This window comes from Streptomyces sp. NPDC002309, from assembly GCF_053593375.1.
In genome coordinates this window covers 56727-69660 of sequence record NZ_JBSFCI010000037.1, presented here as the reverse complement: position 1 = coordinate 69660, position 12934 = coordinate 56727, and the positions used below count along the sequence as shown (strand labels likewise).

At 70.8% G+C, this 12934-nt stretch carries 13 protein-coding genes; 7 read left to right on the top strand and 6 right to left on the bottom strand.

From position 1 onward, the window contains the following. Positions 1 to 228 precede the first annotated feature (228 nt). The gene (locus tag ACWCPM_RS27435) at positions 229 to 1743 is read right to left on the bottom strand and encodes a DUF3152 domain-containing protein (protein WP_450978921.1); all 1515 of its coding nucleotides are present in this window, start codon (positions 1741 to 1743) and stop codon (positions 229 to 231) included. Positions 1744 to 1751: 8 nt separating this feature from the next. Further along, positions 1752 to 2831, bottom strand: coding sequence for an alpha/beta fold hydrolase (locus tag ACWCPM_RS27430; RefSeq protein WP_450978920.1), 1080 nt, complete (start codon positions 2829 to 2831; stop codon positions 1752 to 1754). Positions 2832 to 3140: 309 nt separating this feature from the next. Here ACWCPM_RS27430 and ACWCPM_RS27425 point away from each other — a divergent pair, with 309 nt between their 5' ends. The 4 genes from ACWCPM_RS27425 (at position 3141) to ACWCPM_RS27410 (ending at position 5128) form a co-directional block, all read left to right on the top strand. Beyond that, positions 3141 to 3365 carry a hypothetical protein gene (locus tag ACWCPM_RS27425; protein WP_450978919.1) on the top strand — a complete coding sequence of 75 codons (225 nt, stop codon included), beginning with the start codon at positions 3141 to 3143 and terminating at the stop codon, positions 3363 to 3365. Between the two features lie 196 nt (positions 3366 to 3561). Further along, positions 3562 to 4206 (top strand): TetR/AcrR family transcriptional regulator, encoded by a 645-nt coding sequence (locus ACWCPM_RS27420; protein ID WP_450978918.1) that lies wholly within the window; start codon positions 3562 to 3564, stop codon positions 4204 to 4206. A 139-nt stretch (positions 4207 to 4345) separates the two neighbouring features. Further along, positions 4346 to 4573, top strand: coding sequence for a DUF3107 domain-containing protein (locus ACWCPM_RS27415; protein WP_043503917.1), 228 nt, complete (start codon positions 4346 to 4348; stop codon positions 4571 to 4573). A 285-nt stretch (positions 4574 to 4858) separates the two neighbouring features. Then, entirely contained in the window at positions 4859 to 5128 is a 270-nt protein-coding gene (locus ACWCPM_RS27410) for a hypothetical protein (protein WP_450978917.1), read from the top strand. Between the two features lie 241 nt (positions 5129 to 5369). Here ACWCPM_RS27410 and ACWCPM_RS27405 read toward each other — a convergent pair whose 3' ends face one another. After that, positions 5370 to 6137, bottom strand: a complete 768-nt coding sequence (locus tag ACWCPM_RS27405; protein WP_450978925.1) for a ferritin-like fold-containing protein — start codon at positions 6135 to 6137, stop codon at positions 5370 to 5372. A gap of 513 nt (positions 6138 to 6650) precedes the next feature. Here ACWCPM_RS27405 and ACWCPM_RS27400 point away from each other — a divergent pair. Next, positions 6651 to 8915: a DEAD/DEAH box helicase gene (locus ACWCPM_RS27400; RefSeq protein ID WP_450978924.1), complete on the top strand. Its 2265-nt coding sequence runs from the start codon at positions 6651 to 6653 to the stop codon at positions 8913 to 8915. A gap of 116 nt (positions 8916 to 9031) precedes the next feature. After that, on the top strand, positions 9032 to 9907 hold the full coding sequence (locus ACWCPM_RS27395; RefSeq protein WP_450978916.1) for an alpha/beta fold hydrolase: 876 nt from the start codon (positions 9032 to 9034) through the stop codon (positions 9905 to 9907). Between the two features lie 155 nt (positions 9908 to 10062). Here ACWCPM_RS27395 and ACWCPM_RS27390 read toward each other — a convergent pair whose 3' ends face one another. After that, the gene (locus ACWCPM_RS27390) at positions 10063 to 10965 is read right to left on the bottom strand and encodes an NYN domain-containing protein (RefSeq protein ID WP_450978915.1); all 903 of its coding nucleotides are present in this window, start codon (positions 10963 to 10965) and stop codon (positions 10063 to 10065) included. A 213-nt stretch (positions 10966 to 11178) separates the two neighbouring features. On the opposite strand from ACWCPM_RS27390, the gene ACWCPM_RS27385 reads away from it, so the two are divergent. Next, positions 11179 to 11331 (top strand): hypothetical protein, encoded by a 153-nt coding sequence (locus ACWCPM_RS27385; RefSeq protein WP_094057445.1) that lies wholly within the window; start codon positions 11179 to 11181, stop codon positions 11329 to 11331. A 70-nt stretch (positions 11332 to 11401) separates the two neighbouring features. On the opposite strand, the gene ACWCPM_RS27380 is transcribed toward ACWCPM_RS27385, so the two are convergent. Together ACWCPM_RS27380 and ACWCPM_RS27375 are read right to left on the bottom strand one after the other, a co-directional pair. Further along, positions 11402 to 12007, bottom strand: a complete 606-nt coding sequence (locus ACWCPM_RS27380; RefSeq protein ID WP_450978914.1) for a MarC family protein — start codon at positions 12005 to 12007, stop codon at positions 11402 to 11404. A gap of 57 nt (positions 12008 to 12064) precedes the next feature. Beyond that, complete coding sequence (locus ACWCPM_RS27375; RefSeq protein WP_450978913.1) at positions 12065 to 12922, bottom strand: PHP domain-containing protein; 858 nt, start codon at positions 12920 to 12922, stop codon at positions 12065 to 12067. Positions 12923 to 12934 lie beyond the last annotated feature (12 nt).

Below are 12934 nucleotides of genomic sequence, written 5' to 3'. Positions count from 1 at the left end.
TTTCCTCTCTGCCGCTTTCTCCCACCCACTAGTTGCTTCTTTTTACGCTTTGTTGGCCCCTCCTCTTGCTCCTTTAATAAATCTTTCCCCAACACGGGGTCGCCCACACCACGTTTGCCCCCCCCCCCCACCAAAAGGGGTGAACGGTCGTAACTTTCCCGTGCGGATCGCGTTTCGTCGCGCTAAGAGATCACATGCGCACGGATCGTCATCATGGAGAAGGTGGGATCAACTGGTCGGGTACGGCCAGGGGTTCGGCTTGCACCGGATCCCGTCGTGCTCCAGGAACTTGCTCTGCTGCTGCATGACGGGCGCCAGTTCACCGGGCTTGTCGCAGGTGACGTGGTCGTAGCCGAGACGGTGGCCGATCTCGTGGTTGATCAGCATCTGCCGGTAGGCGTAGATCTTGTCGCCGTAGGTCACCGAACCCTGCGCCCAGCGATAGGCGTTGATCATGACGCGCTCGGTCGCGGCGGAGTCGCAGGACACATTGTCGACCGTCGTATCCAGACCCGACATGTCGCACCAGTCCGCGGTGGTACCGGGGCTGGCGAGCGTGATCACGAAGTCGGGCTTGCCGGAGTGGATCCGTTCGAAGGTACGGCCGCCGTTGTGCGCCCAGCTCCGGTCGTCGTTCAGCGTCTTCTGCACGGCCTCCGCGAAGAGCTCGCCGTCCAGGCCGAGTCCCTGCTCCACGTCGACCCGGTAGGTGTACTTCCGCCCCTCGCCCGGCGCCTTGTCGATGCCCTCGATCGCGTCGAACTCCCCGGAGCCGTCGAGCTTCGGGCTCAGCGGGTAGGTGCGGCTCATCTTCTGCTCGTAGGTCAGCGGCGTCGGCGCGCTCGGCTCGCTGGAAGGTGTCGGCCGATCGTCGCCGCGCGACGCGGGACCCCGGACATCCCTGGCCCGGTCGGGGGCGGACTGCGACTCGACGGCGGGGTCGTCGCCCTGGCCGGTGACCTGCCCTGCGACGACCACGGCGAGCACGGTGGTCACGGCGGCGGCCGCGATACCGGTGAAGGCGCGGCTCTTGCCGCCCTTGGAGGGCGCGGGTTCGCCGGTCGGGGGAGCCTCGTCGTCGGCGTCGGGTTCCGCGGCCCGGCCGGTGACGGAGCCGTACGGGTCCGACAGGTGTCCGGTGCCGACCGAGCCGTACGGGTCGGTCAAGTGTCCAGTGGTGACGGTGGTCGGCGCCGGGTGACGGCGCACGAAGACGTCGTCCCGCTCCTCGAAGGCGTCGACGTAGTCCTGGCGCGGTCCGGGGGGCGACTGCCGCTGACGGGGAAACGCCGGAGCCCCGGTGCCCGCTACCGTGCGCCCCCTCAACTCACCCCAGCCACCGCCGTCTTCACGGTGCTCGGGATGGCCGCCCCGCACCTGCGGGAAACCGTGCGCGGGGGTGCCGTCCGGCATACGAGGAAAGCCGTGCGCGGGCGTCCCGTCGGGCACCCGCGGGACCCCACGCGCGGGAGTCCCGTCGGCGAAACGAGGCATTCCCTGAGCGGGCGTCCCGTCGGGAAAGCGAGGCATCCCCTGAGCGGGAGGCCCGTCGGCGAACCGAGGCATCCCCTGCGGAGGCGTCTCCTCGACGAAACGCGGCATCCCCCTGGGAGGCGTCTCCTCGGCGACCCCCTGCGACCTCGCACCCCGATGCGCTCCGGAAGGCCCGGCGGCGCGCCGGCGTGGCACCTTGTCCGTGGCCTCACCCTTGGGTGCCGGACCACGGCGACTGTGGCGTCCCACCTCGCCCCTCAGCTCCCCGCACTCGCGGAATCGACCCCACCGTCACAGGCCACGTCACCGGAGCCACGCCCCGAAGAAGCGGCACCACGGGAAGCAGCGCCACCAGAAGCAAGATACTCGGCCGCTCTCACCTTGGTCTCCGCCTCCGCCATCAGTTCACCAAACGCCTTCGCCACGGTCTCCGGGTACTCCATCATGGCCACATGTCCGGCGCTCGGAAGCGTCAGGAGACGAGCGTCACGGAACGTGCGAGCGGCTCTCTGAGCCATACGGAAGCCTACGAGTTGATCGCGGCCACCGTAGACGAGCAGCGTGGGGGCGAGCACCCGTTCGACCTGCCGCCACAGTCCGTGCTGGCCGCCCAGTGTGTACGCGTCGACGATCCCCCGCGCCGAACGCGCCATCGCGTCCCAGAAATACGGCAGTTGCAGCCGCCGGTCCATCTCCTCCACGGCGTTGCGGAAGCCCTCGGGTGACACCCGGTCCGGGTCGCCGTAGCAGAGCGTCAGGACGCCTCTTACCCGCTGCTCGGCCGTCCAGCCGGCGGTGAAGCGGTTGAAGAGCCGGACCACCCCGGGCAGCGCCAGCAGGGCCGTCGGCACGGCCGTGCGCTGGATACGCAGCTCCGGTAGGGCCGGTGACACGAGTGTGAGCGTCCGGACGAGGTCAGGACGGACAGCGGCGACGCGGGTGGTGACCGCGCCGCCGAGAGAGTTGCCGAACAGATGCACGGGACCGCGTCCCGAGGAGTCCAGATAGCGGATGACCGCGCGCGCGTGCCCGGTGACCGAGTAGTCGCCGTCGTCGGGCGGCGGTGAGTCGCCGAAGCCCGGCAGGTCGACGGCCTCGCAGTCGGCGTCCGCGTCGAGCAGTTCCATCAGCGCCGACCAGTTCTGCGAGGAACCGCCGAGGCCGTGGACGAGCAGCGCGTTGGGCAGTCCCTCGCGCGCGGGAGGCCGCGAGCGCACCGTGAGCGTGATGCCGGGTAACCGGACGGACTTCAGACGCTCGCCCTCCGCGACCCGGACGGGTGCCACCTTCGGGAGCACGTTGGCCGTCGGCACGAACGGCGACTCGGTCCAAGACATGCGGCAATGTTACGAGGTGATCACGCGCTGGTTCATGTGTTCGCCGTCCCGGACGCCGGAGATCACCGTCACAGCCCCACGGCGAGCGTGAAACACCGGCCTGACGGCCGCGGCGGCAGGACCGCGCCGCACACGGAAGGTCCACGGATGCGCGGATCCAGCGCCGGTTCCGGCGCCGGATGCGCAGCGCGTGACGATGCGAACGCGGATCGCATGGCGTCCGGATCGGGTGTCTCCTACGCTCGTAATGAGGGCACCCGCGTGTGGCCCCTGCATCTCTCAGGGACGTTCGTAGGAAGGGAGCCCGCCATGGCTGTTGATCCCACCGATCCCGAGACCTTCGCGTACGAGGAGACCGAGGAAGCGCAGGAGTTCGATGTCGAGGCCCCCGTCGCCGACGCCGCCGAACAGCACGCCGGCCTCACGCCGGACCGTGACGACCCGCTGACCGGCGTGGAGCCGGACCGGGCCAGTGAGGGCGACCTCATCGAGCAGGCCCGCGTCGTGAGTCTGGACGAGGACGACTATCGGTGACGCAGGACGACACCGGCACCGTCGTGTGGGGAAGAGGCCCTTTTCTGCCCGCTCCGGACACGTTCACACCGGTCTGTGTGACTTTCACGGCCGTCCGGTCCGTGAAATTCTGCGCTCGCACCGCGCACAGCACGGTTACCGAAAAGTACGATGGCCGCGCGGCGCACACCGCATGTGGACGACTTTGGGAGGCGGCGTGACAGCCATCGAGCAGACTGAGGCGGCGCGCCCGCGGGGCACGCGCCTGCCGCGCCGTGCCCGACGGAACCAGCTCCTGGGCGCGGCTCAGGAAGTCTTCGTGGCGCAGGGTTACCACTCGGCGGCCATGGACGACATCGCCGAGCGGGCCGGCGTCAGCAAGCCGGTGCTCTACCAGCACTTCCCGGGCAAGCTCGATCTGTACCTGGCACTGCTGGACCAGCACTGCGAGTCGCTGATCCACTCGGTACGGAACGCTCTCGCGTCGACCTCCGACAACAAGCAGCGCGTCCGGGCGACGATGGACGCGTACTTCGCGTACGTCGAGGACGACGGCGGCGCCTTCCGGCTGGTCTTCGAGTCGGACCTGACGAACGAGCCCGCGGTACGCGAGCGTGTCGACAAGGTCACGAACGATTGCGCCGAGGCGATCTGCGACGTGATCGCCGAGGACACGGGCCTCTCGCGCGCGGAGTCGATGCTGCTGGCCTCCGGGCTCGGCGGCCTCGCCCAGGTGGTGGCCCGCTCCTGGCTGCACAGCGACCGGAGCGTGCCGCGCGACCATGCGGTGCAGCTGCTGGCCTCGCTGGCCTGGCGGGGTATCGCGGGCTTCCCGCTGCACGGCAACGAGCAGCACCCCTGACGACCGCGCTTTTGTTCCCGTCGGTTGTTCGCTCCTGGCGTTCTCGCGTGGAGCGTGCGCTTCCCCTCACCGGGCTAATGTGTGCTGGGTACGGCGCGGACGCCCGCGCACTTCACTGACCGTTCGGAGGGACATAGCCGTGGAGGTCAAGATCGGCGTTCAGCACGCGCCGCGCGAGATCGTGCTGGAGAGCGGTCAGAGTGCCGAGGAGGTGGAGCGCGTGGTGGCCGAGGCACTGGCCGGCAAGTCGCAGCTGCTCAGCCTCGTGGACGAGCACGGCCGCAAGGTCCTGATCCCGGCCGACCGTCTCGCGTACGTCGAGCTCGGTGAGCCGGCGCCGCGCAAGGTGGGCTTCGGCGCGCTCTAGTGCCGCGAACAGCGAACGGGAGGGCTCGGTGGCTTTCACAAGCCACCGAGCCCTCCCGTTTCGTCTCCCCCGTCCATGTGGTCCACCCCGTTTCTCGGACTCCCCGTTTTGGGCTCCCCGTTTTTGGGCTCCCCATTTTTCGACTTTCGACCGTTTGCGACGCCTCTCGCACGGGTTCACCGGCGGAGCACGACTCCCCCACACGGGAGGATTGCATTCCGCAGGTCAGGGGTAAGACGGGCTACGACCGTTTCAGGCCCGTCGGCCATGTGGGAGGACCCTGACATGCTCCTGGAAGCACTCAGCTCCGCGATCCTCGGCCTGGTTCTGTCATGGGTCTACGCCGTTCGCCTGCCGCACCGTCTCCCGGCCCGTCACCTGGTCCTGTCGACCGGTGTCGGCGGTGCTCTCTTCGGCGCTTTCCTCACGCACAGCGCCTTGGAGGCCGGCGGCGTCCTGCTGGTGCTTCTCGGCGCGGCGATCGTCTCCGTCGCGTCCCTCTCGCTGCTGCTGCGCCCGGCGGGAAGACTCCGCCGACGATCGGCGACGGCCTGAGCCGCCGCCGCGGAGACCGCCGCCCCTAGGGCACGGCGGGCGCTTGTACCGCGAGGCCACCGCCCCTAGGGCACGGCGGGCGGCTGTATCGCGAGGCCGCCGCCCCCAAGGACCGTCCGACGCCATGTCACACCCAGGCCTGATCAGGTCTGACTCTCCCAGACCTGATCTGATTCCGATCAGGCTTGATCTTCACCAGACCGGAACCCGGCCTGCCCCCGACCACCGACGACATCTACATCTACGCGGCCAGCCCCAGAGCGGCCATCCGCTTGGTGTGGGCCTCGGTGATCCGGGAGAACATCCTGCCGACCTCGGCGAGGTCGAAGCCGTCGGCGACACCGCCCACCAGCATGGTGGACAGCGCGTCGCGCTCGGCCACCACGCGCTGGGACTGGGACAGGGCCTCACCCATCAGCCGTCGCGCCCACAGAGCGAGCCGCCCGCCCACGCGCGGATCGGCGTCGATCGCCGCACGCACCCGGTCGACGGCGAAGCCCGCGTGACCGGTGTCGTCCAGCACGGCGAGCACCAGGGAACGGGTGTCGGCGTCCAGCCGTGCGGCCACCTCCCGGTAGAAGTCGCTGGCGATGGAGTCGCCGACATAGGCCTTGACGAGCCCCTCCAGCCAGTCCGACGGGGCCGTCTGCCGGTGGAAGCCGTCCAGCGCGGCGACGAAAGGCTGCATCGCGGCGGTCGGCTCCTCGCCGATCTCGGTGAGCCGGCCGCTCAGCCGCTCGAAGTGGTGGAACTCCGCCGACGCCATCTTCGCCAGCTCCGCCTTGTCCTCCAGCGTCGGTGCCAGTTTGGCGTCCTCCGCGAGCCGCTCGAACGCCGCGAGCTCCCCGTACGCGAGCGCGCCCAGCAGATCCACGACCGCGGCACGGTACTGCGGGTCGGCGGACGCGGTCGCCCAGTCCTGGGCGGCGACCCCGGTGTGTGCGGCGGCGTCCGCGTCGCTGGTCTCGGCGGCGGGCTCAGGCATGTCAGAGGTCGTCATGAAGCGCACAATAGCCCGCTCACCCCGGGGTGGAAGTCCCTGGTCAATCAGTGTGACCACGACGACGCGAATGACCATGTACGCGACCGTGACGATGGCTACGTGACCGAATCGGCCAACGCATGTGCGCGATTCCGGGGTATGGTGGTAATGCGCCTGCAGATGCGACGACCACTTCGTCGTGTCTCGACAGGCCGCAGGTATGAGGATGCCCGGTCGGAGGCCCGATCGGCTCCGACCCGACAGCCCTCCCTGACCGTACGGCACTGTGCGTACGACGATCGGAGGGGCCCCCTCAGCGGTACGAACGCTGGAGCGTTGGCAGAGGTCCCGTGTCTACGACGCGCCCCACGGCCGTCGATGTCCCCGGCACGGTCCGACACGACCCCCGCGCTCGCCTCGTACCGCCCACACAGAAGAGGCAGCACCCTGACTACGACGTTCCGAGAGCTCGGGATCCTCCCCGAGACCGCCGAGGCCCTGGAGGCCGTCGGCATCGTCACCCCGTTCCCCATCCAGGAGATGACCCTCCCCGTCGCCCTTTCCGGCACGGACGTCATCGGCCAGGCCAAGACCGGCACCGGCAAGACGCTGGGCTTCGGTCTTCCGATCCTGGAGCGCGTCACCGTCCCCGCCGACGTCGAGGCCGGGCGCGCCCGGCCCGAGGCGCTCACCGACGCCCCGCAGGCCCTCGTCGTCGTGCCGACGCGCGAGCTGTGCACGCAGGTCACCAACGACCTGCAGACCGCCGGCAAGGTGCGCAACGTGCGCGTCTGCGCGATCTACGGCGGCCGTGCCTACGAGCCGCAGGTCGAGGCCCTGAAGAAGGGCGTCGACGTGATCGTCGGCACCCCGGGCCGCCTGCTGGACCTGGCGGGCCAGAAGAAGCTCGACCTCGGCCACATCAAGAGCCTGGTCCTCGACGAGGCCGACGAGATGCTCGACCTGGGCTTCCTGCCCGACGTCGAGAAGATCATCAACATGCTTCCGGTGCGCCGGCAGACGATGCTGTTCTCGGCGACCATGCCGGGCGCGGTCATCGGCCTGGCCCGCCGTTACATGTCGCAGCCCACGCACATCCGCGCCACCGCGCCGGACGACGAGGGCGTGACGGTCGCGAACATCTCGCAGCACGTCTACCGCGCGCACAACATGGACAAGCCCGAGATGGTCGCGCGCATACTGCAGGCCGAGGGCCGCGCTCTGGCGATGGTCTTCTGCCGTACCAAGCGCACCGCGGCGGACCTGGCCGACCAGCTCAAGCAGCGCGGCTTCGCCTCCGGCTCGGTCCACGGCGACCTCGGCCAGGGCGCCCGCGAGCAGGCACTGCGCGCGTTCCGCAACGGCAAGGTGGACGTCCTCGTCTGCACCGACGTCGCCGCCCGCGGCATCGACGTCGAAGGCGTGACGCACGTCATCAACTACCAGTCCCCGGACGACGAGAAGACGTATCTGCACCGCATCGGCCGTACGGGCCGCGCGGGGGCCTCCGGTACGGCGATCACGCTGGTCGACTGGGACGACATCCCGCGCTGGCAGCTGATCAACAAGGCGCTGGAGCTGAAGTTCAACGACCCGGTCGAGACGTACTCCACCTCTCCGCACCTGTTCGCCGAGCTGAACATCCCCGAGGGCACCAAGGGTGTCCTGCCGCGCTCGGAGCGCACGCGCGCCGGGCTCGACGCGGAGGAGCTGGAGGACCTGGGCGAGCCGGTCGGCCGCGGTGGACGCGGTCGCGGTGGCCGGGGAGGTCGCGAGGAGTCGCGCCCCACGGCCGACCGCGAGCGTTCCGACCGTACGCCGAGGCGCCGCCGCCGGACGCGCGGTGGCACGCCGCTGGACGGGACGCAGACCTCCGAGCCCACGCCCGCCGAGGCGGCCACGGAGGAGGCCACCGGCCCGCGCACCCTGCGTCGCCGTCGCCGTACCCGTGCCGGCGCCTCGCAGGCGACGGCGTCGGCAGCGGTCGAGTCGCCGGTGAGCGAGGCCGCCGAGGCCGCGGTGACGACGGCCGAGGGCCCCGCCGCTGCGGACGACGCGGAGGCGCCGACCAAGGCGCGCCGCCGCCGTGCGCGAAAGTCGGCCGAGGCACGGCCCGCGGAGACCGTCGAGGCCGCGGCACCTGTCGAGATCCCGACGGCCGCCGAGGCGGCGGTCGACACGGCCGAGGGCGCCGAGGCCAAGCCCAGGCGCACCCGGACGCGCAAGGCGGCCGCCGCACCCGAAGCGGTGGTCGACACCGCCGAGGGCGCCGAGGCCAAGCCGAAGCGCACCCGCACCCGCAAGGCCGCGGAGCCCGCCACCGACGCCCCCGAGGTCACCGTGCCCGCCCAGGCCGGCGAGGCCGAGGCGGAGGTCAAGCCGAAGCGCACCCGCACGACCGCGGCCGCCAAGGCCGAGGCAGCGGTCGACTCGGCCGAGGGCACGGAGGTCAAGCCCAGGCGGACCCGCAAGGCGACCGCCACCACCGAGGACGCCGAGGCCGAGCCGAAGCGCACCCGTAAGACGGCAGCCGCCGCGGCCGAGGCGGCGACGGACACGGCCGAGGGCGCGGAGACCAAGCCCAAGCGCACCCGCAAGACCGCGGCCGCCAAGGCCGAGGCGGCGGTGGACACCGCCGAGGGCGCCGAGGCCAAGCCCCAGCGCACCCGGACCCGCAAGGCGACGGCCGCCCCCGCAACGGAGGCGACCGCCGAGATCCCGGCGCAGGCGACGCAGGAGCCGGAGGCCAAACCGCGCCGCCGCACCCGCAAGGCCGCGGCCGCCGCGGAGCCCGCGGACAGCTGATCACGGCAACCCGACGGCCCGGTCCCACCTTCCGTGGGACCGGGCCGTCGGCGTTCGGGCACGGCTCCCCTCGCAGCCCAGCCCCGCCCGCTGCCCCCACCCGCTACCCTCACCCCGTGACCACGCCCGCCGCCCACACCCCGCCGCCCGGAGCCCGCGCCTACGCCCTGACCACCGCACGCGGTGACTTCGCGGTCGTGGACATGCCGGTCGCCCCCGGCGTGGCGCCGCGCGGCACGGCGTTGCTGATCCCGGGATTCACGGGCAGCAAGGAGGACTTCCGTCTGATGCAGGGGCCGCTCGCCGCGCGGGGGTACCGCACGGTGGCCGTGGACGGCCGGGGCCAGTTCGAGTCGGACGGGCCCGAGCACGACGAAAGCGCCTACTCCCAGGGCGAGTTGGCACGTGACGTGCTCGCTCAGGCCAAGGCGCTGGGCGCCTCCCCGCACCTCCTGGGGCACTCCCTCGGAGGCCAGATCACCCGCGCCGCGGTCCTGCTGGACCACTCCCCCTTCGTCTCGCTGACCCTCATGTCGTCGGGCCCGGCACAGATCTCGGTGTCCCAGCAGCAGCGCGTGAAACTGCTGCGGGACGCCCTCGCCGTGATGACGATGGCCGAGGTCTGGGAGGTGATCCAGTCGATGGGCGCCCCCGAGGAGGTCGGCGGCCCGGCTCGCGGCATCGGCGGTCCCGACCTCCTGCAGCGCCGCTGGCTGGGCAACAAGCCGGCACAACTCCTCGCCACCGGACATCAGTTGACCACCGAACCCGACCGGGTCCGCGAACTCGCCGCCGTACCAATGCCGTTCCACGTCCTGTCGGGCGTGCGGGACGACACCTGGCCGCTGCCGCTGCTGGACGACATGGCTCTACGGCTGCAGGCGCACCGTACGGTCGTCGAGGGCGCCGAGCACTCACCGAACGCGGACCAGCCGCTTCCGACGGCCCGCGCCATCGCCGGCTTCTGGGACACCCACCGCCCGACGGACTAGTGCCACGCCCCGCACCAGCACATCAGGAACCTCCGACCGGGCAAGGCCCACACCGGGAACCCCCACCGGACGAAGCCCGCACGGGGAACCCTCCGCCGAACGCCCCGCACCGGGAACCCGGCAACCCGGCCACCGACCCGCGCCCGTCACCCCGGTCAGTACTGCGTCTGCAGATGCCCCCAGAAGCCGTCGCGCAGCGCCCGTCGCAGGTCCGCCTGTCCCCGCAGCGAGTACTGCAGCAGCCCCTCGGCCTCCACCAGCAGGTCCTGGTCCACCGAACCGGGCAGATACGGATGCCCCGGCAGCAGTTCGACCAGCGACTCCCGGCCCCGTGCCGCCAGCCACTTCGCCGCGATCTGCGCGCCGACGAAGCGGACGTCCTCGCGGGCGGGCCGCGCGGCCGCCGAGGGCTCGTAGGCGGCCGTGCGCCGGGAGACGTACGGCTTGAAGAAGTCGAGGTCGAGGGTGCGCTGGCTGTCGACCTCCCAGAGCAGCGGCTCGGCCTGGTTACGCGCTTCAGGGGCCTCGATGCCCCACAGGTGCACCCGCGCCCCGTACCCCTGCGCCGCCTCGACCGCCGACACCAGGTCCTCGTCGCCGCCGAGCAGGGCCGCGTCGCTGATGGCGCGGTGCCGGGCGAGGGACTCCAGGTCGGTGCGGATGAGCGAGTCGACGCCCTTCTGCTGGTTGTTGGCGTTGAGGTTGCCGAGCCTTACCTTGACGTCGGGCAGCTCGGCGATGGTCTGCTGCTCGGTGGTGTGGATGCGGCGGCGGGCCCCGTCGTACCAGTAGACCCGCAGCAGCCGGCTGTCCGCGAAGATCTGGCGGGCCTTGTCGATGAGCGCCTCGATCAGTCCTTCGGCGTCCAGGTCGAAAGCGCGCCGGTCCTCGGTCCCGGCGACCAGCCGGCCCGCGGCCGCGTAGAGATACCCCGCGTCGACGAAGATCGCGTGGGTGGAGGGCGTCTTCGCCACCTCGGCGAGCATGCGGTGCAGCAGCTCGTTCGTGCGGTCGATGCGGGCGGCCAGGGCCGCGAGGTCGTCGTTCATCGCCTCCATTGTCCCTGGTCACGCTGCGAACACAACTGATCCCGGTTAGTCTCGAGGGAGCGGCTTACCGTTCAGTAGTTAGCCGTTCGAAAAATTTCCTTAGCGTAGGGAATGTTTGCCGCCGGCATCACGTTGCATACGTATGGAGCCTGGGGCATGAACGCCCCTCGCGACCTCACCAGTAGTTCTCCTCAGGAGGATGACCAGACGAAGGGAGAAGCCATGCGCTTCGAAATCATGCGACTCGACGACGTGGACGGCACGCCCGTGGACACGACCGTCGTGGACGCCGCCTCCGTCAACCGGATCGTTCAGCAGGCAGCGGCCATCGGGCAGCGCCTCTGGATCCGCCCGGCCGAGACCACGGCCTCATGACAGCGGACCCCCACTGAGCCTCAGGCCCCGCACGGAGAAGCCGTGCGGGGCCCTGCTGTGCCGACGGGGCTCAGCTCCCCTGGATCACCTGCGTCACCCCGTTGATGATCTGCTGCACGGCGATCGCCGACAGCATCATGCCCGCGAGCCGCGTCACCAGCACCACGCCGCCGTCCCTGATGACCCGGATGATCAGCAGCGAGTACCGCATGAACAGCCACAGCACGACGTGCACGGCGAGGATCGCGGTCCACACCGACACCTGAGGGACGAAGCCGTCCGCCTTCTGCACCGCGAGGATGACCGAGACGATCGCACCGGGCCCGGCCAGCAGCGGCATACCGAGCGGCACGAGGGCGACGTTGACGTCCTTGGTCTGTTTCGGCTCGTCGTTCTTGCCGGTGAGCAGATCGAGTGCGATCAGCAGGAGCAGCAGCCCTCCGGCGATCATCAGGGCCGGTACGGAGACATGCAGGTAATTGAGGATCTGGTGCCCCAGCACCCCGAAGACGATGATCACGCCACCGGCCACGCAGACGGCCTGGAGGGCCATGCGCCGCTGCACCTTGGCGGGCCGCCCCGCGGTCAGGCCGAGGAAGATCGGGGTGATCCCGGGGGGATCCATGATGACGAAGAGGGTCAGGAAGAGGGAGCCGAAGACAGCGAGGTCGAACATGGGAGATCTACAGGCCTTGCGAGGAGATGACGGAGAGAGATGTGCGGGGTGAGGACCTCAGAGCCCGCCGGTGCCCGGCACCGGGAACGCGCCGGTCGCCCGCCGGGTGATCTCCCCGTACACCTCGGGGTCGGTCGCGTACTCGCCCAGCGCGACGGTCTTGCGGCTGCCGTGGTAGTCGCTGGAGCCCGTGACCAGCAGTCCGAGCTCCTTGGCCAGGCCGCGCAGCCGCGCCCGGGTGTCCGGGTCGTGGTCCATGTGGTCGACCTCGATGCCGTCCAGACCGGCGGCGGCCAGCGCGGCGATGACCGAATCCGGCACCGTGCGCCCGCGCTTGGCGGCCCCCGGATGCGCGAACACGGCGACTCCGCCGGCGCCCTTGATCAGCCGGATCGCCTCGAACGGGTCAGTCTCGTGCTTCCCGACGTGGGCCCGCCCGCCGTCGGCCAGCCAGTCCCGGGTGAAGGCGTCGTCCACGCTCGGCACGACACCCAGCTCGACCAGGGCTGTCGCCACGTGCGGGCGTCCCACGGACCCGTCGCCGGCGATCCGCGCGACCTGGTCCCAGGTGACCGGCACACCGAGCGCGTTCAGCTTGGCGACCATCCCCTTGGCCCGCGGCACCCGGTCGTCGCGCACCAGCTCCCGCTCGGCGAGCAGCGTGGGCTCCTCGGCGTCGAACAGGTAAGCCAGCATGTGCATGCTGATGCCGTCGGTACGGCAGGACAGCTCGGCCCCGGTGACCAGCGTGAGCCCCTCGGGCAGCGCCTCGATCGCCTCGGCGTGCCCCCGGGTCGTGTCGTGATCGGTGAGTGCGACGACGTCCAGCCCGGCGGCGGCGGCATTCCGCACCAGCTCGGCGGGGGCGTCGGTGCCGTCGGACGCGGTGGAGTGGGTGTGCAGGTCTATGCGCACGACACGGACTCC

What these genes read in the sequence shown, in the direction of transcription:
- ACWCPM_RS27390 (WP_450978915.1), bottom strand. Translation starts at nt 10,965, where the DNA reads ATGGAGGCGATGAACGACGACCTCGCGGCCCTGGCCGCCCGCATCGAC.
- ACWCPM_RS27400 (WP_450978924.1), top strand. Translation starts at nt 6,651, where the DNA reads ATGACCCTCCCCGTCGCCCTTTCCGGCACGGACGTCATCGGCCAGGCC.
- ACWCPM_RS27380 (WP_450978914.1), bottom strand. Translation starts at nt 12,007, where the DNA reads ATGTTCGACCTCGCTGTCTTCGGCTCCCTCTTCCTGACCCTCTTCGTC.
- ACWCPM_RS27410 (WP_450978917.1), top strand. Translation starts at nt 4,859, where the DNA reads ATGCTCCTGGAAGCACTCAGCTCCGCGATCCTCGGCCTGGTTCTGTCA.
- ACWCPM_RS27430 (WP_450978920.1), bottom strand. Translation starts at nt 2,831, where the DNA reads ATGTCTTGGACCGAGTCGCCGTTCGTGCCGACGGCCAACGTGCTCCCG.
- ACWCPM_RS27425 (WP_450978919.1), top strand. Translation starts at nt 3,141, where the DNA reads ATGGCTGTTGATCCCACCGATCCCGAGACCTTCGCGTACGAGGAGACC.
- ACWCPM_RS27385 (WP_094057445.1), top strand. Translation starts at nt 11,179, where the DNA reads ATGCGCTTCGAAATCATGCGACTCGACGACGTGGACGGCACGCCCGTG.